At 40.7% G+C, this 20,034-nt stretch carries 16 protein-coding genes; 15 read left to right on the plus strand and 1 reads right to left on the minus strand.

Going from position 1 to position 20,034, the window contains the following annotated elements; translation table 11 throughout:
- Positions 1 to 5: 5 nt before the first annotated feature.
- The 5 genes from BV902_RS11750 (at position 6) to BV902_RS11765 (ending at position 7,074) form a co-directional block, all read left to right on the plus strand.
- Positions 6 to 1,883: a RagB/SusD family nutrient uptake outer membrane protein gene (locus tag BV902_RS11750; protein ID WP_075992090.1), complete on the plus strand. Its 1,878-nt coding sequence runs from the start codon at positions 6 to 8 to the stop codon at positions 1,881 to 1,883.
- Between the two features lie 268 nt (positions 1,884 to 2,151).
- A complete protein-coding gene (locus BV902_RS11755; RefSeq protein WP_075992091.1) occupies positions 2,152 to 4,239 on the plus strand; it encodes a CBM96 family carbohydrate-binding protein in 2,088 nt (695 codons plus the stop codon).
- A gap of 274 nt (positions 4,240 to 4,513) precedes the next feature.
- Complete coding sequence (locus BV902_RS11760) at positions 4,514 to 5,635, plus strand: vWA domain-containing protein (protein ID WP_075992092.1); 1,122 nt, start codon at positions 4,514 to 4,516, stop codon at positions 5,633 to 5,635.
- Positions 5,636 to 5,641: 6 nt separating this feature from the next.
- The gene (locus tag BV902_RS28560; protein ID WP_335682268.1) at positions 5,642 to 6,031 is read left to right on the plus strand and encodes a hypothetical protein; all 390 of its coding nucleotides are present in this window, start codon (positions 5,642 to 5,644) and stop codon (positions 6,029 to 6,031) included.
- Positions 6,028 to 7,074 (plus strand): sigma 54-interacting transcriptional regulator, encoded by a 1,047-nt coding sequence (locus BV902_RS11765; RefSeq protein ID WP_335682269.1) that lies wholly within the window; start codon positions 6,028 to 6,030, stop codon positions 7,072 to 7,074. The genes BV902_RS28560 and BV902_RS11765 overlap by 4 nt, the downstream gene beginning before the upstream one ends.
- A 90-nt stretch (positions 7,075 to 7,164) precedes the next feature.
- On the opposite strand, the gene BV902_RS11770 is transcribed toward BV902_RS11765, so the two are convergent.
- Positions 7,165 to 7,887 carry a DUF3667 domain-containing protein gene (locus BV902_RS11770; RefSeq protein ID WP_075992093.1) on the minus strand — a complete coding sequence of 241 codons (723 nt, stop codon included), beginning with the start codon at positions 7,885 to 7,887 and terminating at the stop codon, positions 7,165 to 7,167.
- A 311-nt stretch (positions 7,888 to 8,198) separates the two neighbouring features.
- Here BV902_RS11770 and BV902_RS11775 point away from each other — a divergent pair, with 311 nt between their 5' ends.
- From BV902_RS11775 to BV902_RS11825, 10 genes are all read left to right on the plus strand, one after another.
- Positions 8,199 to 8,615, plus strand: a complete 417-nt coding sequence (locus tag BV902_RS11775) for a MarR family winged helix-turn-helix transcriptional regulator (RefSeq protein ID WP_075992094.1) — start codon at positions 8,199 to 8,201, stop codon at positions 8,613 to 8,615.
- A 17-nt stretch (positions 8,616 to 8,632) separates the two neighbouring features.
- The gene (locus BV902_RS11780) at positions 8,633 to 8,977 is read left to right on the plus strand and encodes a GIY-YIG nuclease family protein (RefSeq protein ID WP_075992095.1); all 345 of its coding nucleotides are present in this window, start codon (positions 8,633 to 8,635) and stop codon (positions 8,975 to 8,977) included.
- Position 8,978: 1 nt separating this feature from the next.
- On the plus strand, positions 8,979 to 9,404 hold the full coding sequence (locus BV902_RS11785) for a DUF1330 domain-containing protein (RefSeq protein WP_075992096.1): 426 nt from the start codon (positions 8,979 to 8,981) through the stop codon (positions 9,402 to 9,404).
- A gap of 255 nt (positions 9,405 to 9,659) precedes the next feature.
- Positions 9,660 to 11,600, plus strand: a complete 1,941-nt coding sequence (locus BV902_RS11790) for a family 43 glycosylhydrolase (RefSeq protein ID WP_083663571.1) — start codon at positions 9,660 to 9,662, stop codon at positions 11,598 to 11,600.
- Between the two features lie 599 nt (positions 11,601 to 12,199).
- The gene (locus BV902_RS11800; protein WP_075992098.1) at positions 12,200 to 13,111 is read left to right on the plus strand and encodes an AraC family transcriptional regulator; all 912 of its coding nucleotides are present in this window, start codon (positions 12,200 to 12,202) and stop codon (positions 13,109 to 13,111) included.
- Positions 13,112 to 13,388: 277 nt separating this feature from the next.
- The gene (locus tag BV902_RS11805; protein ID WP_075992099.1) at positions 13,389 to 14,528 is read left to right on the plus strand and encodes an efflux RND transporter periplasmic adaptor subunit; all 1,140 of its coding nucleotides are present in this window, start codon (positions 13,389 to 13,391) and stop codon (positions 14,526 to 14,528) included.
- Positions 14,529 to 14,542: 14 nt separating this feature from the next.
- Positions 14,543 to 17,683, plus strand: coding sequence for an efflux RND transporter permease subunit (locus BV902_RS11810; protein WP_075992100.1), 3,141 nt, complete (start codon positions 14,543 to 14,545; stop codon positions 17,681 to 17,683).
- Between the two features lie 21 nt (positions 17,684 to 17,704).
- Entirely contained in the window at positions 17,705 to 19,120 is a 1,416-nt protein-coding gene (locus BV902_RS11815) for an efflux transporter outer membrane subunit (protein WP_075992101.1), read from the plus strand.
- Between the two features lie 17 nt (positions 19,121 to 19,137).
- Positions 19,138 to 19,392, plus strand: a complete 255-nt coding sequence (locus BV902_RS11820) for a hypothetical protein (protein WP_075992102.1) — start codon at positions 19,138 to 19,140, stop codon at positions 19,390 to 19,392.
- 25 nt (positions 19,393 to 19,417) lie between these two features.
- A complete protein-coding gene (locus BV902_RS11825; protein ID WP_075992103.1) occupies positions 19,418 to 19,681 on the plus strand; it encodes a hypothetical protein in 264 nt (87 codons plus the stop codon).
- The last annotated feature ends 353 nt before the right edge of the window (positions 19,682 to 20,034 follow it).

The following is a 20,034-nucleotide window of genomic DNA, read 5'->3' on the forward strand; positions in this document are numbered from 1 at the left end:
ATACAATGAAGACTATAAAATATAATGTTACCCGTATATTACTACTTGTTGCGCTGGGTTCCACAGTGACCTCTTGTTCGAAATATTTGGACAAGAGCCCTGATGATCAGCTTACTTTAGATATGATTTTTAAAGACAAAACCAGAACAGAGGACTGGCTGGCAGGAATATACAGCAATGTACCAGATCCATATTGGGGAAATACGCGAACACTTGGCTGGGATCCACTTTCGGATGATATGGCACCGTCTACGGGCTGGGAGCAATTTGGCTGGTCAGTTATAGGGATGCAGACCGGCAATTGGAATCCCAGTACCTCATGGGATCCTAATTATTGGGTAGAACTTCCCAAACGTATTCGTTCAGCTTATATTTTTCTGGACAATGTAAAACCAAACCCTGCGCAGTTGGTGACCGAGGAGGAGGTAAATCTTATGAAAGCTGAGGCTCGCTTTATGATCGCTTATTATTATACACTTCTGCTGGAAACCTATGGTGCTATACCGTTCCATCTTGGATTGACCGATCCGAATGCATCGGCCGAAGAATTGATGATTGGACAGACACCATTTGATCAGGTCGTGCAATGGGCAGAAAAGGAGCTATTGGATTTGTCTGCTATTTTACCCGTTAAATATAGTGCCGCTCAGAAATATGGTCGGGCGACGTCTATTATGTGCTTGGCAGTCAGAGCTCGTCTTCTACTATTTGCTGCAAGCCCATTAGTCAATGGTAATACCGCATACACCGGTTTTGTAAATAATAAGGGTGAAACCATATTCAATGGGAACTATAGTGTAGATAAATGGAAAACTGCGGCAGCGGCCTCAAAATTACTATTGGAAAAAGCTGAATCAGCTGGTCATAAATTATATATTGAATATAATGCTGATGGGTCTATAGATCCGTTTCTCTCGTATCAAAATATGTTGTTTAGACGACCTCAAGATGGGAATGATGAGATTCTTTTTGCTCGCCCTGATTGCAATATCTGGGAATATGATAGGCACGCACAACCAAGAGGTACTGGAGGAAACGGAGGACTGGGAATTACACAATCTTTAGTGGATGCCTTTTTCATGGAGAATGGCCGGAGGATTGATGACCCGTTATCTGGATATCAGGAAAAAGGATTCTCAAAGACGGCAGAAGTGCGAAATACACGCTGGACAGAATCTCAGGGAAATGGAAAGGTGACTTTGGAAGGTACCTATAATATGTATACCCATCGTGAACCACGATTTTATATTTCGGTTTTGTATAATGGTGCTTGGTATAGAAGAGAAAATCGGACAACCGAATTTTATAGTGGTAACTGGGATGGGGGACCTACACATGACGCCCCGCAAAATGGGTATCTTGTACGTAAGAAAGTCCATCCAGATCACGACCCCCGCAATGGAACAAATCCCTATAGACCAGGAATACTTTATCGGCTTGGCGAAGTGTATCTGAACTACGCCGAAGCACTAAATGAGTCCGACGCTAATCATCCTGATATATTAAAGTATGTCAATTTGATAAGGGTACGCGCAGGTGTACCACAATATGGTGTGGGAAAAGATGCTTTACCTGTGCCATCTTCGCAGGAGGGGATGCGCAAAGCAATCCGAGACGAGCGTCGGGTAGAACTAAATAATGAGGGTATCCGGTATCGTGATGTGCGACGCTGGAAAATTGGTGAAGCTGTGTTAAATGGGAATTTCTATGGAATGAATTTTTCTGGTACAGAAAAGGATGACAATGAATCTAACCCCAAAGCATTTTTCAAACGCTCAGTTTATCAAAAGCGTATATTTACAGCAAAGAATTACTGGTTTCCAATTCCACAAACGGAGATAGATAAGAATCCAAATTTGGTCCAAAATCCGGGCTGGAAATAAGTATTAAAAACCAATCCAGTTTCAATACTTATTGAATATGCTGCTTAGTTTTTTTGCTACGCGGCATATTCTTTTATAAAGAATATGTTGAATTTCTATTTCAGGTTCTAATTTAAAATTTTACCCCTCTTTATTTGTGATTTTACCCCTTGTGGTTGATAAGTTATTTATAATTTAATGTTATTAATCAAATTATAAAATTCGTATTCGTCGGAATTAAAATACGTCTGTAAAAATTATAACAAATTATAAAACTAAAAACAACATTATGAGAAAATTTATGATGGTGATTTCTATTGGAGTCATTGGGCTACTGAGCTGCCAAAAGTCTGTTCAACTAGATTCTCCGACATCCCTAAAAACAAAAGCGAAGGCGAATCTGGCAAGTGTGGGCAATACTTACTACATAGATCCCAGCGGAAACGATGATAGCACAGGAATGAGCACAACTACAGCATGGAGAACGTTGGCCAAAATTAATACATCGGTTTTTGGCCCCGGCGACCGTATCTTATTCAAGAGCGGTGGCGTATGGAATGACACTTTGCATATGAAAAATTCGGGAACGGCTGAAGCTCCCATTATCATAGATAAATATGGCGGTGATGTTCGTCCGATTATCAACGGCGGTGGAAAGAGGAATGGATCAAATGCGCTATACCTTAATAAAGTATCTTATTTTGAAGTAAATAACCTCGAACTGACGAATACAATCCCAAGCGGGACAAGTTATGCTGCCACGGGAATCCGCGTGATTGGAGGTAGTTCTGCAGGAACAGCAATCAGCAATGTCTCCATTAGAAATTGTTATGTTCATGACGTCAATGGTGCTATCGATGGACAGACCAATTATAACAAAAGCTCTGGCGGGATTATCTTAGACGGTAAAATATACGGGGCTTTGGTACAAAGTTGTCATGTCGCCAACTGTTCCGTTGAAGGGATAAGGACCACTGGCGATAGGGCTATGGCAGCAAGATCAAAAGATATTATTATCGATAACAATTTGATTGAATATATCTACGGCGACGGTATCGTTATGTCTGGCGTGACGGGAGGAAGTAAAATTACACACAATACGGTCTATAAGGCATGTATGAACACAGGCTCTGAAAATTATGCGGGTATTTGGACAATTGGCAGTTTGAATACGCTGGTGGCTTATAATGAGGTTTACGGTATGACAGGCGGAGGGGCCAACGATGGAGTCGCGTTCGATGCCGATGGTTATGATACCAATTCAGTAACCGATGGAGATATCTTCGAATACAATTATTCGCATGATAATAACGGCGGATTTATGCTTTTTATGAACCAGTCTAAGAATATTAAAGTCCGCTACAACGTTTCTGTCAACGATATCGGTACAACAAGGTTAAAGAAGCTCTTTTTGATCGAAAAAACAACATACGATTCCCGTGAGATTTATAATAATGTATTCTACATCAAAAATCCAACCGCCAGCCTGTTTAACGTCATGAATGGCGTGAGTTCAGGAAAGCCTTATGCAACATTTTCAAATAATATTTTTTACACAACCTCGACCATTAGTAGTCTGTCTACTCAGGCCGATAACGGACTGAAGTTTAACAATAATTGTTTATTTCCGTCAAGTACATTTACGTCATTGAACTGGGGAACTACCGTGCGGAATAACAATTTCTATGAAGATCCGGTATTTGTCAATCCAATTGGTGGAAACGGCCTTGACGCTGCAAAAGGTTATGATGTCGGTTCCGGTTCGGCTGCCCTTAATGCTGGTATATTTATAAGTAACAATGGGGGTGTGGATTTCGCTGGAAATGCGTTGCCATTGGGTAATCCAGACGTTGGAGCGTTTCAGCATGCTGTTGTAGCCAATGCCGGAAGTTCTCTTGCCGATGCCTATGTCCGTAACGGTATCTATGCGAGTACAAATTATGGAACTACAGCTGATCTTGTCATCAAATCCGACGCTACATCTTACGCGCGTAAAGCATACGCTAAATTTGATATTGCGATGATTACTACACCTAAAGTGAGTTCGGCAAAATTAAAAATGTATGTTGCAGGAGTGAATACAGCACCACAACGGACTATTAATATTTATACAACCTCCACGACATCTTGGTTGGAAAATAGCATTAATTGGAACAATGCACCAATGGATACTGTACTTGTCGGTAAGATTTCTGTTTCAGGGATAGGTTTACAGACCGTCGACGTCACTTCGGCCATTAACAGATTGCTTACCGGTACTGATCGTAAAGTATCCTTTCTATTTTTAAATACAGCTGTGGCTTCTTCTACAAATGATATGTCTTTTAGTAGCAGGGAAGCAACCGCCAATAAGCCAACGTTGGAACTGCTTTATTAACGGGTACTTATTTCAGGGGTAATTCTCTTGTATTTAGAATAACTGGATTAAAAAGCCGCAAGGAATACCAATTCTTTGCGGCTTTTGACTGGGAGAGCGTAAAAGTCTGAAACTAATTCCTAATTGAAAGTTGTCGCTCGTGCGTCATACTATAGCCAGTTTTTAAAGTTAAATGGACATACGGTGCTCACAAAAATTATTATTTCGTAAATTCATACTATGAAGTATCCGATACACTATTTGGATAGCTTCCTCATACTAATAAAAGGAATGCATGAAAAGCACGAAACGAAGTAAAGGTTTTCTCTTCAAACAATATGAAGAGCCGTTTCAAACGCCTTTTGATAAATTATTTGACATTTTCAAAGAACTGATTACCCATACCTCTGGTGATTTTGATGAAGCCATTGACTGGCTTAGGCAATTGGATAAAGAGTTTAAACTGACGACTCCAGCCTATACGATAGACGATTTCATTGCGGATCTGAAAGATAAAGGTTATATCAGAGAAAAAGTGGAGTTTGGTGGTGAAGGCGGCGTAGATATTACCTCAAAGCTGGAGAAAGCCTTACGTCAGCATGCCTTGGACCAGATTTTTGGGAAAATGAGGAAAGGGAAATCAGGCAATCATAAAACCAATCACCAGGGACGGAGTGACGAAAATATGGGCGATTTCAGAAACTATCAGTACGGAGATGGCTTGGAGAAAATAGTTTTGACAGAGAGCTTGAAAAACGCACAGATCAATCATGGGATAGGCGAGTTTGCCTTATCAGAAAATGATCTCGTCGTAGAAGATACACAGTTTAAGTCGCAGATGAGTACAGTGTTGATGATCGATATCAGCCACAGTATGATTTTATACGGCGAGGATCGAATCACTCCTGCAAAAAAAGTAGCGATGGCTTTATCAGAACTTATTTTGACCCGATATCCGAAAGATTCACTTGACGTCATTGTTTTCGGAAACGATGCATGGCCTATCGCGATAAAAGACTTGCCTTATTTGCAAGTTGGACCATTTCATACCAATACGGTCGCAGGCTTAAAGCTAGCGATGGACTTGCTAAGGCGAAAACGGCATGCGAATAAGCAAATATTTATGATAACCGATGGAAAACCGAGCTGTTTAAATATGCCAGACGGTACCTATTATAAAAATCCTATAGGTTTGGATCCTTTTATCACTAGCAAGTGCTATAGTATGGCTGCGCAAGCCCGAAAGCTGGGAATACCAATTACAACCTTTATGATTGCTTCAGATCCTTATCTACAGCAATTTGTCGACGAGTTTACAGCTTCAAACCAAGGGAAGGCCTATTACACTGGACTTGGGGATCTAGGTGAAATGATTTTTGAGGATTACGAAGAAAATCGAAAAAAAAGAATACGATAAGAATATATGGATTACACGAAGATTACAACATTTGGTGCATTAAAAACTTCGGGTTATAAACCTAAAACAATAAAAGAAGAATTGCGTCAAAATCTGATTACAAAAATAAAGGCGGGTGAAACCGTGTTTAATGGAGTATATGGTTATGAAGATACCGTTATTCCAGAACTTGAGAGAGCAATTCTTTCCAAACACAACATTAATTTCTTGGGCCTTCGCGGTCAGGCGAAAACACGTCTAGCTAGGCTCATGGTCAACTTATTGGATGAATATGTGCCTGTGGTTCAAGGTTCAGAGATTAATGATGATCCGTTTAACCCCATATCGCGTTATGCGCTAGAACTTCTGCAGGAGAAAGGCGATGAAACACCGATAAGCTGGCTACGCCAGATGTGACGGTCGCTGATTTGATTGGTGATGTAGATCCCATCAAAGCCGCAAACTTAAAACTGAGCTATGCAGACGATCGCGTGATTCACTTTGGTATGATTCCTCGGGCAAACCGTTCTATATTTGTCATTAATGAGCTGCCTGATCTTCAAGCTAGAATCCAGGTAGCTCTCTTCAATATATTGCAGGAGGGAGATATTCAGATCCGTGGTTTTAAGTTACGCTTACCGTTAGATGTACAATTTATATTTACTGCAAATCCGGAGGATTATACCAATAGAGGAAGTATTGTGACGCCACTGAAAGATCGCATAGGATCGCAGATACTCACACATTACCCTGCATCGGTTGAGATAGCAAAGGCAATTACAGCGCAGGAGGCGAACTTGGAAGCGGCCCAGAAGGAGCAGATATACGTTCCTGAGCTGGCTAGGGAACTGATTGAGCAGATAAGCTTTGAAGCACGAAATAGTGAATATGTTGATGAAAAGAGTGGCGTAAGTGCGCGTATGAGCATTACAGCATTTCAGAACTTATTAAGCACCGCTGAATTGCGCATGCTCAGAAGTGGGGCGCAAGCAACTACAGTACGGCTGAGTGATTTTATGGGTATTGTGCCTGCGATAACCGGTAAAGTTGAGCTCGTTTATGAAGGCGAACAGGAGGGAGCGGGTATCGTCGCATTGCAGCTGATAGAAAACGCGATTAAAAACCTTTTTCCGATTTTATTCCCAAAAATTGAGAAACTGGAAAGAGAAAACGAACGTTATCCCTACGACGATATTGTTCGTTGGTTTTCAGAATCAGAGGGGATCGAATTATCTGATGAACTCAACGATTCAACGTATGAGCAGGTTTTGGATCAAGTGAAACCTATACACGCTTTAATTCAGCAATACCAGCCGGAAACGAAGCCCGAAGATCTCCATTTTCTGACCGAATTTGTATTATGGGGACTTACGCTCAACAATAAATTAAGTAAACATAGGTTGGGGATTGGCCTTCAGTTTCAAGATAACTTTCAGGGATATCTGAGAAATAATCTGTAACAGGCAACTAGTAACATGGTGGGTAAGTTTACAGCGCAAACTTACCCACCTGGTTTTTAATTAGGTCTCACAAGGAAAAAGGGTGGATAACTATCTTTTCATTAAAATTAAGTCAATCGATAGGCCAATAATAACGACGACGACAGTAAATGACAGATACCCTAAAATATAAACTGCGAGCGCTTTTAAATAACTGGGTATTTTGTAGGGATCGAAAAATTGTCCAATAGCCCAGACGCTATATAACATAGCGACGATGCTAGCTTGCACCATAACGCTTGTATGCGTTACACCTTCTACTAATGCAAAAATAGTATAGATCAACATCGTCATTCCTAAAATAAAACACAGCAGGATGACAATTTCAAAAAGATTAAAACCGTATTTATTAAAAAATAGTTTAGCCCAGAAAGCGATAAACAATCCTATCATGATATTAGCGTAACCATAGTGGTCTTGGATCCAGAGATATATCGAACCCGTGGTAGAATGCTGGGATTCGTAATAACTCACATATTTGTCGTTTACATGAAAAAAATGGCTTACTATAGAGTATATCAGTGAGGTGATGATGATAAAAATAATGGGTTTTACCAGGCGGCTTCGGTTTTCGGCAATATATTTTTTTACATTTTTTCCTGGTGTGGTAATAAGTTCACGAATCGTATATAAGATTCCGCGTTCGAAATGAAGGACATGTTCAACTTCGTGGACGATATAATGCGCATCAATTCTTTTAAGGACCGCTGGCTGCCCACATTTCGGACAGAAATTCAGTGTTATATCAGTCCCACAGTTTTTGCAATTTGTCATGTTTATACTATGCTATAGGTAATAAATTTGTTAATATTTGAGGATTCTATCCTTATCATGTTATGTAGATCGTTGGCTCTTGCTTCTTATAGATTAGAATTTGTCCAAAAATATTATAGATTATGTCAATCAATGCTACACCTAAGTGTAGTTTTATACAAACCTCCTTCTCCCGTGAAGAAAATAGAATTAATGAGCTTTAGTGTAACCACCCCGTTCGCAGAATCTTTTGTTTATTTTGTTCAACCATTTAAATAAAACTATTATATTTGCAAAATACTTGAGTAATCAAGTATTTTGCAAATAATAATATGACCGCAATTAATACGATTTTGAACATTATAAAAGTTCAATCTGTCATCACCAAAAAGTTTGATGGGTTGAGCTTGCATGGACTAAGTCTGACAGACTTTATGATCCTACATATTTTAAGTCAGACTTCCGGGAACCGGTTACGGCGAATTGATCTGGCTGAAAGTACCGGTTTAACGGCCTCAGGGATTACACGGATTATTTCACCTATGGAAAAGATGGGGCTAGTTGTAAAAGAGCACAATGATAGAGATGCCCGGGTCAGTTATGTGAAGCTTACGGCGGCTGGTGATCGAATTTTTAAAGAGGCTACTGTTACAGCTGAGCACATCGCCAATAAGCTATTGGACGGAATGGCCGTAACAGATCTCCTTATTTTTGCTGCGCAATTGAAATCATTGGGTGGTGATTTATAATTTTAATTTAAAAGCACATGAACAAAATAGATAAAAAACAATTGAAAGCCGAATTCTTGGAAAGTAAACCATTGATGGGAGTTTTAACAATTTACAACAGGGCCGAAAATAAAATACATATCGCTGATAGCATGAATTTAACGGCTCTTTCTAACAGAATCAGATTTATGTTAAACATGGGGCAATTTGACAACAAAAACTTGCAGGCGGATTGGAACCGATTGGGTGAGGGAAATTTCCTGTTTGAAAATACAGTTATTATTCCATTTGAAAACGACAAAATCATTGATTATAAAAAAGTCGTACTTCACGCCGCAACTGAGTTGAAGAGTAAAGTGAGTGAAACAACAAGTATCTATTGATATGACAAGAAAGACGTATTTGTATCCCGGTTATGAAGCAGGAAGGAATCTGGCATTGAAAAATATCCAAGGCCCTATTGTAAACCTCAATTTAATTCAGTTGAGGAAAATCGCGGACTATACTAATTTTCCGGAGATTGCACCAATCAAAGAAATTTCGGGATACGATGCTTTTATGAATTATATAAAGCTAGCCAAGCCTTTTGTGGAAGAAAGCGGCGGTGAGCTACTTTTTGTTGGGCATGGTGACCGGTTTCTGATAGGGCCCGATCAGGAACAGTGGGATATCTGTATGCTGATTAAACAGAAAAGTGTGTCCGATTTTTTTTCATTTGAACAAAATTCAGCTTATATGAAGATTATAGGGCATCGGATTGCAGCTATCTCGGATTCAAGACTTTTACCCTTGGAAAATGTCCCGTTTTAAACGATACTTGTCATAAAAAATGCCGCCTATTTGAATAATAAATGTATATTTGACATTAATAAAAGTAAGCCTCGTATCGTATTCTTCTACAGCTTCGTGGAAAAGTGTTTTTGAGCAAATTTAAATTCGTGTTGAATATCCTTTCGAGATCAAGATAATTTGGAATTTGTGCATTAAACAATCCATGGTTAAGTTTTAATAAAGAAGGTTTGCTTGACAAATGAACATTTAGAAAAACCTAAAAATTGATCAAACATGAAACTAAAACAAATGGGGGTATTGAGTATTGCATTAATGAGTTTTACCAATGTCATAGCGCAAAAAATATACAATGCAGATAAGGCGGCGGGTTATCTTTTTGCTTATTTTGAGGGTTCGGGGGATAAAAATACACAAGAGCAATTGCGATTTGCAGTGAGTCAGGATGCGCAAAACTGGGTTGCATTAAATAACAATAAACCTATTTTGTCATCCGCAGATATATCCCAAACGGGAGGGATTCGTGATCCGCACATCCTTAGGGGAGAGGACAAAAAGTCATTTTATATGGTCGCAACTGATATGTTTACCGCCAAGAATGGTTGGGGAAGTAATCCTGGTATTATTCTGATGCGATCTGATAACCTGACGGATTGGAAACACAATACTGTTGATCTGGCAAAATTATACCCTAAAAAATTTAAAAACGTAAAATGGGTATGGGCACCACAGACGATCTATGATCCAGTTGCGAAAAAATACCTTGTGTATTTTACGGTGAAATCATATGAGAACGATAAGCTTGATTTTTATGCAGCCTATGCGAATAAAGATTTTAGCGGATTTGAAAGGGAACCTACCTTATTGTTTAGTCCAAAATTTGGCGGTATTGATGGCGACATCGTCTATAAAGATGGCTTATACCATTTTTTCTTTAAGGGCAATACAAAAGATGGTGCGGGCAAAGAAGTGAAAAATGGGATTCAGCAGGCGACAAGTAAATCCCTAAAAGGACCATGGAAAGAAGACTTCCGGTATCTCGATGCCTATGCAGACACTTCTGTTGTTGTCGAAGGATCGAGTCTTTTTAAGCTGAACGGAACAGACGATTATATCTTGATGTATGATCTGTATGCGAATGGAAGATATGAATTCCAGCGCACAGATGATCTCTTTAATTTCTCCTCGAAACCTGAGGCTTTGCGTAAAAATTTTAACCCGCGACATGGAAGTGTGATTTCAATTAGCAAGGAAGAGTCTCGTCTTCTGAATAGTAAATGGGGTGGTGTACCCGGTGAATTACTATCTCCAGAGGATGTGGATGACAGGTATCGTTTTACCGCAAAGGGAAATCCGATTATTAAGCATCATTTTACGGCTGATCCAGCAGCAATGGTCAAGGGGGATACACTTTGGTTGTATGCAGGCCATGATTTTGCAGGTGGTCAGCAAGGCTATAAGATGAAAGACTGGATTGTTTATTCTACAACGGATTTAAAAAATTGGACGGAATATCCAGTGTCTTTGAGAATAAGTAATTTTACCTGGGCAAAAAGCGGCGATGCATTTGCGGGACACGTTACCGAACGTAATGGAAAATATTACTGGTACATCAGCTCTAATTGGTCCGGAATAGGTGTTGCTGTCGCAGATAGACCCGAAGGTCCCTTTAGAGATGCATTGGGGAAACCGTTATTGACCAATAAGGACTGTTTTGCTTCTTCCCATTCTTGGGCCTGTATCGACCCGGCTGTTTTTATTGATGACGATGGCCAAGCCTGGATTTTCTGGGGTAACCGTGAGTGCTACTACGCAAAGCTCAAGGAAAATATGGTTGAGATTGATGGCGAAGTAAAGCAATTGAATTTTGAAGGACTGGCTTTTACGGAAGCACCGTGGGTTCACAAGCACAATGGAAAATATTATTTGAGTTATGCCACGGAATTTCCGGAGAAGATCGCTTATGCCATGGCCGATAAGATCGAAGGTCCCTATGTGTATAAAGGGATTCTGAATGAAATAGCAGGCAATAGCAATACGAACCATCAAGCAATTGTCCCTTTTAAAAACCAATGGTATTTCATTTACCATAATGGGGGGATTAACCCAGATGGAGGCAGTTTTAGCCGTTCGATTTGCATAGATACCCTAAATTACCGTGCAGACGGTACAATCCATAAAATTGAAATGACAACGGAAGGAACTACCGGGGACTAAAGTATGAAAAAGACGGCGAGCAAGCTAAAGTGGCTGTCGTAGAAGGTTGGGGGGAAACCGATTTAATAGATTAAAAATGTGGAACGACAGCATCGTTCCACAAAATGTTTTTCAGTGTAGTATTGTAGGATTCTTTTTACAGTATTCTTATCGAATCAATTCAGAAATTTAAAATGATGAGATAGGCATCTCCATTCATTTCAGCAATTACTTCTTTTGAGTCAAGTTTACTTATGAGGCAAATGTAACTTAGAATAGCAGTAGAAAGAATATGAAAAAGATACTTTTTTATGTGAAAATGGGAATATTTATTTTTTGCAAAAAAAATACCATCCTCTTTCATAATATTTTAGGCTCAAGCCCGGAATATCGAAAAATTTATCCAGGAAAAATCCTAACGAGACCAGCCGAAAAAGTAGCTTATATAGGGTGCCCTTAAGGTCATCTGAAAGAAATATTTCTTTTTTAACTCAAAAAAAGAGCAGCCTATTGGTTAATTTAGCTCCGCTATTTTCCTCTTTCACTTATCCCGTTTCAAGAATGTAATCTGGTCTATTACGAATCAAATGGGATCTCTAATTTATTGGTATAAGCATCTTATGGGAACAAAATTTGTTGATCTAAAAACCGTAACGTTAATGCAGTTAAGTAATGCATTAGGGACCTCCTTGTTTCCGGTAAAAAACAACCATTATTTAGTCGCCGAGGAAGATGCGGCAAATTTTTCGCTGTACCTTGATTTCTATTACCGTTCAGAATATTATGCGCTGATTTTGATCAAACGGGGGACCGTTGAGTTTAGTGTTGGCGCGCGGAAATTCGTAGCCTCAGCTGGAGATGTTTTATTCTGCGGTCCTATGGAGGCTTTTGTAATCCACACCATATCACCGGATATGCAGATGAAAAGTATTTATTTTACACAGAAATTGATCGAGGAGGCAGGCTTCAATTATAAAACCAACGATATTCTGAAAAGTTTCTCCAGTACGCCGTTTTATATCTTATCAAAACAGGAAAAGATCTTCTTTAGAATCGACTACCATATCACCCAGCTCGGGTTCCTGAATGTTAGTCGCGACCGGATTGACTATTCCAACGATATGATATGGCACCATTTTTCACTGTTGATGTATGAAGTGCAGAATTTTAACAGGTATCTTGAACAGCAAAGTCATATTTCCCCTCGACTTGAAGCTATTACAGCAGATTTCTTTAATCTGGTCAATGAGCACTACGTTAACAATCACGATGTACAATTCTATGCCGATAAGCTGGCAATCAGCAGAAAGTATTTAACTAAGGTGCTGAATACAACCTTGACCAAAAGCCCCAAGGAGATTATCAATAATGTGCTGCTTATCGAGGCGAAGGTACTGTTGAAAAATAATAAGTTCAGCGTTAAAGATGTCGCCGTGAAGCTTTCATTCGCAGATCAGGCTACGTTCAGCAAATTCTTTAAAAAACTGACGGGCAAAAATCCGAGCTGCTATAAAGTAAGTGCAGAGTTTTAAATTTATGTACTTAATATTAATTAATAAGATTTATTATTTCTTTGTTATTTTCTTGCTGTTTTCTAATTATTAATGCTCGCTTTCATTTTATAAAAAATTAAAAATGTCATTTTAGTGTCTTTAATGGTCGGTATTGTAAGAATTTTTTAGCGCATTCGGAAATTCAGATGTTTCACTGTTGTCTTTTTGACAAGAAATGGAGTCTTAACGTTAAGTTATATAGTTTTAATTTTCAGTAATTTTGTAAACACTGAATAAATAAAGCAATAATATACTTATGAAGCGAAATTTCGTTGTTAAATCATCGACACTCTATCTTGTGCCCCTGCTGTTCATGTCATGCAGCAATCGACCTGGTGAAGGTGGGTATCCAGGGGGACCGACGGAGGTCAACTTTGCTGCTGTTAAAACTGGCGATGCAGAGGTGAAAAATGAATATACCTGTGCCATTGAAGGCCGCTCAAATATTGAGATTAGGCCACAAGTGACCGGTTACCTGAGTAAAATTTATATAGATGAGGGGGCTTATGTAAAAGCTGGGCAGCCACTTTTTAAGGTGGAAGACCGCGTATATCGAGAACAGCTAAACAATGCGAAAGCCTCTTTGCAGTCTGCTTCAGCAAGTCTGATAACTGCCAAGATAGAACTGGACCGAAAAATAGAACTTGTTCGCAATAAAATTGTGTCAGAACTGCAAGTGCAGGAAGCAAATGCGGTCTATCTTGGAGCCAAAGCAGCCGTGGCACAAGCTGAATCTGCCATTCAATCGGCACAGATCAACATTGACTTTGCGTTGATTAAAGCACCTGTCAGTGGTTATGTGGGGAGGTTTAATTATCGTTTAGGAAGTTTATTGTCCCCAACAAATCAACAGGCCCTGACCGTAATTTCGGATAATCAACAGGTCTATGCTTACTTCAGCCTCAGTGAAAATGATTTTGTGGCCTTCCAAAATCAGCATCCGGGAAATTCGATCGCAGAGAAGCTAGAGGGTACAAGCCCAGTTACTTTATTGCTATCGGATGGTCGTCCTTATGATTTGAAAGGGAAAATTGATGCCGTAGAAGGGCAGTTTAATAAATCAACAGGTTCAATAACCCTACGGGCTAAATTTGATAATCCGAAGGATATCCTGCGCAGCGGAAATACCGGCAAAGTTCTTTTGGAGCGAAATATTATGCAGGTTCCATTATTACCAATTGCCTCCACAGTAACCTATCAAGACAAAATTTTTGTCTATACGGCAGACAAAGACGGAAAAGTAGTGCAATTGCCTGTCGCGGTCTCTGGCAAGTCCGGCGATAACTTTATCCTATCCAGTGGGCTGAAAGCAGGGGATAGGTACATTGCTCAAGGTTTTGAACGTTTACAGGCAGGAATGCCAGTCGTCGAAAAGTCCCCGATTGAACACAAATAAACTAGTCGATTTTCATGTTAAAACAAATTATAAAACGTCCCGTATTGGCGACGGTGATCTCCGTATTGCTTGTTATCTTGGGGGTTGTGGGAATGCTGAGCCTTCCCATTACCAAATTTCCTGACATTGCACCACCGACAGTGACTGTAACAGCTGTTTATCCCGGTGCAAATGCTGAAACGATCGGCCGCTCCGTGGCGCCACCATTGGAAAATGCGATCAATGGGGTTGAAAATATGGATTACATAAGCTCTGTGGCCAGTAATGATGGTACGCTGACCATTACTGTGATTTTTAAATTGGGTACAGATCCGGATCAGGCGGCCATCAATGTGCAAAATAGGGTTTCCCAGGTGACCAACCAACTACCAGCAGAAGTTATACAGAGTGGTATAACGACCATAAAGAGACAGAATAGTATGATTGCAATGGTAACGCTGACCAGCGAGGATGGTAGCATGGACGATCTATTTCTGGAAAACTATACTAAAATCAATATTGTACCCGAATTAAAACGTATCAAGGGCGTTGGAGATGCCATGGTCTATGGAAACAAAGACTACTCGATGCGGATATGGTTAGATCCAGATAAACTAAATGCCTACAATTTGACTCCCAACGATGTTTCGGCAGCGATACAGGCGCAAAATTTAGAGGCTGCTCCGGGGCGGTTTGGCGAACAGTCTACCGAGGTGAAAGAATATGTCATGCGGTATAAAGGGAAGTTTACGGAGCCGGAGCAATATGAGAACATCATTGTGAAAGCACAGCATGATGGTTCAGTTCTTCGGCTTAAGGACCTAGCGAGGGTTGAATTTGCTGCCTACAGTTACACTGTACAGTCCAACTACAATACAAAGCCCTCGGTCACCATGGCGATATTTCAGATGAGTGGTTCAAATGCTAATGAGGTTCAGATCGCCTTGCAAAATCGGATGGAAGAACTTTCAAAATCTTTTCCGGGCAAAATGGAGTATAAAATTCCGTATGCCACGAAAGAGTCCTTGGATCAGTCTATCAAGCAGGTGATAAAGACACTAATTGAGGCGTTTATTCTGGTCTTTATCGTTGTCTTTATTTTTTTACAGGATTTTCGTTCGACGTTGATTCCTGCAATCGCCGTTCCGGTATCCATTGTGGGAACATTTTTCTTTATGCATATTTTTGGGTTCTCCATCAATATTCTGACCCTATTTGCTTTGGTGCTGGCCATTGGTATTGTTGTCGATGATGCTATTGTCGTTGTCGAGGCTGTGCATGCGAAGATGGAACGCCGCAAGCTGGGGCCCAAGGCGGCTACGGTATCCGCTATGGGAGAAATCTCCGGAGCAATTGTATCGATTACTTTGGTGATGTCGGCTGTGTTTGTTCCAGTTGCCTTTATGGAGGGATCAACTGGGTTATTTTATAAACAGTTCGCATTGACCCTGGCGATCGCCATTGTTATCTCAGCAGTGAATGCATTGACGCTTAGTCCAGCTTTGTGTGCCTTGTTGCTTAAGAGCCATGACGGTCATGCCCAGGAGAAACTGAACTTTAAACAGCGTTTCTTTACCGCTTTCAATGCTGGGTTCGATAAACTGACTTTCCGCTATGGCAAATCAGTACTCTTTCTGATCAAGAAAAAATGGATTGGCATAGGAATATTGCTCGCCTTTGCAGGTCTGTTTGCCTGGTTTTCTTTGCGGACACCAAAGGGCTTTATACCTGATGAAGACCAGTCTTTTATTATCGTGACGGCCAATCTGGCTGCTGGTACATCCAAGGATCGTACGACCAAACTGATGTCCGATACAGAACATAAGCTCGTTGCACATCCCGCTGTTCGGGAGGTTATTTCGGTGAATGGTCTGAGCTTATTCTCCGGTGCAATGTCTTCCGCAGCCGGCACATTTTTTATTCGGTTAAAAGATGTAAAAGAACGGGGAGAAATTAAGGATTTGGGCGCTGTCATGGGGCAATTGCAGGGCATGCTTTCGGGAGATAAACGGGCGAATTTTCTGGTGCTGAATACCCCAACGGTAGAGGGGTTCGGTAATTCTAGTGGCATGGAGCTCGTTTTACAGGACCGCACCAATGCGTCTTTACAAAACTTGGGAAATATCTCCTACGGCATGATGGGAGCCTTGATGCAGCGACCGGAGATTGCCGTTGCTTTTACGACTTTTGATGTCTCTTATCCACAATATGAAGTGGTGGTAGACGAAGCAAAAGCTGCACAGCTTGGTTTAGCTGTACGCGATGTTCTTCAGGTGATGCAAGGCTATTACGGAAGTATTCAGGCTTCGGATTTCAATCGCTTTGGGAAGTATTACAGAGTGCTTGTCCAGGCAACGCCTGATACACGTGCGGATGAAAAGTCGCTGAATAGCATCTTTGTCAAAAATGCCAACCAAGAGATGGTTCCTGTCAATACGGTGGTGACGCTAAAGGCCATTACAGGGCCAGAAGTGGTGGAGCGTTTTAATCTGTTTAACGCTTCAAATCTGACCGTTATGCCGGCTCCCGGATTTAGTACTGGACAAGCTATGCAAGCCATTAAGGAAGTTGGTCAACAGGTGCTGCCTCCAGGTTATACCTATGATTATAAAGGAATGAGCCGAGAAGAAAGTACGTCTACCGCACAGTCAACCATCATTTTTATCCTGTGCATCGTTTTTGTTTACTTTCTGTTATCTGCGCAGTATGAAAGTTATATCCTCCCATTTGCCGTATTGCTAGCTATTCCCGTTGGACTGTCAGGCGTATTCCTCGGAATAGGCTTTGCAGGAATTGCGAATAATATCTATGTGCAGATCGCTATGGTGATGCTGATTGGTCTGTTGGCTAAAAATGGAATCCTGATAGTAGAGTTCGCCTCACAACGACGTCAGGCGGGCAAAAGTTTGGTGGCAGCGGCGGTGGAAGGAGCAAAGGCTCGTTTTCGCCCGATCTTGATGACTTCACTTGCCTTTATGACAGGGATTGTACCCTTGATATTTGTGACGGGACCATCAGCCATGGGGAATCATTCCATTGGTTATGCAGCAATCTTCGGCATGTTGGTTGGTACCTGCTTAGGCTTGTTCTTGACTCCTTTGCTTTTTGTTATCTTCCAATTCTTCCAGGAAAAAATGAGTGGTAAAGTGAAAGACGACACAGAATGGGAATTTTAAAAATTAGTGTGAATGTATACAATGAAACAAATAAAATTGATGCCCCTTGCTGCCTTGCTGTCAATTGTTCTGCTTGATTCATGTGCGGTGCAGCAAGCTAAAAAAACGGATCTGGCACTGCCCGAGTCTTTTTACAATAACTTTGTTCCGGCAGATAGCAGTGTGGCTAAAATGACTTATAGGGATTTCTTCAAGGATCCCGTGCTTGTCGAATTAATAGATTTGGGTATGGCCAAAAACAATGATCTTCAAGTCGCGATAAAACAGATTGCTATTGCTTCCGAGGGGTTTAAGCAGTCGAAATGGGTTTATGCGCCGGTTGTGAATGCCAGTTTGGTAAATGCCAGTATTAATAGACCATCCAATAATAGTATGAACGGCATGATGGCGTCCCAGTTTATGGGGCAGCATTATACGACCGATTACACCAGTGCGGTCAATATTTCTTGGGAACTGGATATCTGGGGCAAGCTCAAAGCTCAGAAGCAGGATGCCGTTATCGAGCTGTTAAAAACGAAGGAAGCAGCCAATGCGGTAAAAACTAGACTAGTCGCCGAGATTGTGCAGGCTTACTATAATCTCCTCATGCTCGATAAGCAACTGGCCATAACGAAGGAAAATTTATCTTTTGCCGACAGTACTTGGCAGATATTAGTGAAACAACAGCATCTCGGGATGACAACGGCCTTGGCCGTACAGCAGCAGTTTTTGGTGAAAGAGCAGGTATCCAAGCGGATACCGGATATTGAAGGCGCAATTGCGATACAGGAAAATGCGCTTAATGTACTTGTGGGAAATTATCCGCGGCGCATTGAAAGGGAAAAAGGCTTGGATGAAGTTTATGTACCCAATCAGCTTGCTGCGGGCATTCCCGCTGCATTGTTGAGCTTTAGACCTGATGTGCGTTCGAAAGAACTGGATCTTCGAAAGAGTTATCTCGGAGTTCACTTTGCGCGGGTGAGCATGTATCCGGGATTGAACATCACAGCGCAGGGGGGCCTTAACTCTTTTAAAGCAAGTAATTGGTTTACTATTCCTGGTGCGCTTTTTGGAACTGCGGCGGGTGCGATTACGCAGCCAATATTTAATGGTCGCCAACTAAAGACAAAATATGAACAATCCAAGATCATGGCAGAACAGGCTGAAATCCAGTTTAAACAAGCTGTACTCTTGGGTGTGGCCGAGGTTTCCGACGCATTGGTGAAAATTCAAAAATTGGATGAACAGCGTTTAATTGCTGCGGATGTTATCAAACAGTCTCGGGAAATTGTTGACAAGTCACTGCTGCTTTATAAATATAATGAAGGTACTTATCTGGAAGTGATTATTGCACAAACGAACCGACTGCAGGCAGAAATTGATCTAGCAACAGTCCAAGCTCAAAAACTTAATAGCATAGCCATACTGTATCGCTCTTTGGGCGGAGGCTGGTTATAAAATGAACGCTTGATAGGATGAAAAAGAGTATTTGTATTTTGATAAATCCAAGCACCAGACCACCGGAGCTTACGATAAGACATGAGTTTATTGGAAAATATCAGGAGTTTGTGCTCGTCGATGCAAATTTGGATTTTTTAGATCATCTGGCACTTCAACTTGAAAATATGGACAAATCAGTCATGATCATCGATCGGCTAGATGAACTTTATCGGTATGTCTGCCATAGCAGGGCAGACATACAGGATTCAATCGAATTTAGGTTTTTTTAATTAAAGAGAATAATAAAAAAATAAGATGAGCCATTTTGTACATACATTTTCGATCAGTAGTACGGTACTGACGAAGAAGAAAGAAGTTTTGGATTACCTGAACCTAAGGGTTCCCGGAATTATATTTACTGCGATTTATCTGGACGATCATTTAACTTATTTGTTCGTGAAGACTAAAGGCAGGGTCAGCGATTTGATTCTACTCCTTCTTGTGCAAAAAGGAATCGTGACCCAGCTACTCAATTCAGACGTTTCCAACGGAAACGTCGATATTCCGATCATCGTCTGATCAAAATATTACCCTTAATTTCATGGAAAGCCCGACAACTTGTCGGGCTTTTTTTGCGTAGATGCACTCCATTTTTATGCTTGTCCAACCCAATTCATTGCTTATACTATCAAGCTGATGGCTGGATTGCTGCTAAAGACTTTTTAAGGGGGGCAGATTTACATGTATTGTTATCTATTTTGAACGATAAAGTATGAGCTCAAATTGGTACAATATGATACATTGTATCAATTTTACGCCGATTTGTTCCACCATGCTGAATTGTCATAAAAATTCTGTTGATTAGTCCTTTGTTTGTTATTGCTTTGGATTAGATCTTGTATTTAACTTCATCAAGAATTGCCCTGTAGAAA

The sequence above is a fragment of the Sphingobacterium sp. B29 genome, from assembly GCF_001952815.1.
GTDB lineage: Bacteria > Bacteroidota > Bacteroidia > Sphingobacteriales > Sphingobacteriaceae > Sphingobacterium > Sphingobacterium siyangense.

Excerpts from the sequence above, each read along its gene's own strand:
- BV902_RS11750 (WP_075992090.1), top strand. The coding sequence starts at position 6 with ATGAAGACTATAAAATATAATGTTACCCGTATATTACTACTTGTTGCG.
- BV902_RS11755 (WP_075992091.1), top strand. The coding sequence starts at position 2,152 with ATGAGAAAATTTATGATGGTGATTTCTATTGGAGTCATTGGGCTACTG.
- BV902_RS11760 (WP_075992092.1), top strand. The coding sequence starts at position 4,514 with ATGAAAAGCACGAAACGAAGTAAAGGTTTTCTCTTCAAACAATATGAA.
- BV902_RS28560 (WP_335682268.1), top strand. The coding sequence starts at position 5,642 with ATGGATTACACGAAGATTACAACATTTGGTGCATTAAAAACTTCGGGT.
- BV902_RS11770 (WP_075992093.1), bottom strand. The coding sequence starts at position 7,887 with ATGACAAATTGCAAAAACTGTGGGACTGATATAACACTGAATTTCTGT.
- BV902_RS11775 (WP_075992094.1), top strand. The coding sequence starts at position 8,199 with ATGACCGCAATTAATACGATTTTGAACATTATAAAAGTTCAATCTGTC.
- BV902_RS11780 (WP_075992095.1), top strand. The coding sequence starts at position 8,633 with ATGAACAAAATAGATAAAAAACAATTGAAAGCCGAATTCTTGGAAAGT.
- BV902_RS11785 (WP_075992096.1), top strand. The coding sequence starts at position 8,979 with ATGACAAGAAAGACGTATTTGTATCCCGGTTATGAAGCAGGAAGGAAT.
- BV902_RS11790 (WP_083663571.1), top strand. The coding sequence starts at position 9,660 with ATGAAACTAAAACAAATGGGGGTATTGAGTATTGCATTAATGAGTTTT.
- BV902_RS11800 (WP_075992098.1), top strand. The coding sequence starts at position 12,200 with ATGGGAACAAAATTTGTTGATCTAAAAACCGTAACGTTAATGCAGTTA.
- BV902_RS11805 (WP_075992099.1), top strand. The coding sequence starts at position 13,389 with ATGAAGCGAAATTTCGTTGTTAAATCATCGACACTCTATCTTGTGCCC.
- BV902_RS11810 (WP_075992100.1), top strand. The coding sequence starts at position 14,543 with ATGTTAAAACAAATTATAAAACGTCCCGTATTGGCGACGGTGATCTCC.
- BV902_RS11815 (WP_075992101.1), top strand. The coding sequence starts at position 17,705 with ATGAAACAAATAAAATTGATGCCCCTTGCTGCCTTGCTGTCAATTGTT.
- BV902_RS11820 (WP_075992102.1), top strand. The coding sequence starts at position 19,138 with ATGAAAAAGAGTATTTGTATTTTGATAAATCCAAGCACCAGACCACCG.
- BV902_RS11825 (WP_075992103.1), top strand. The coding sequence starts at position 19,418 with ATGAGCCATTTTGTACATACATTTTCGATCAGTAGTACGGTACTGACG.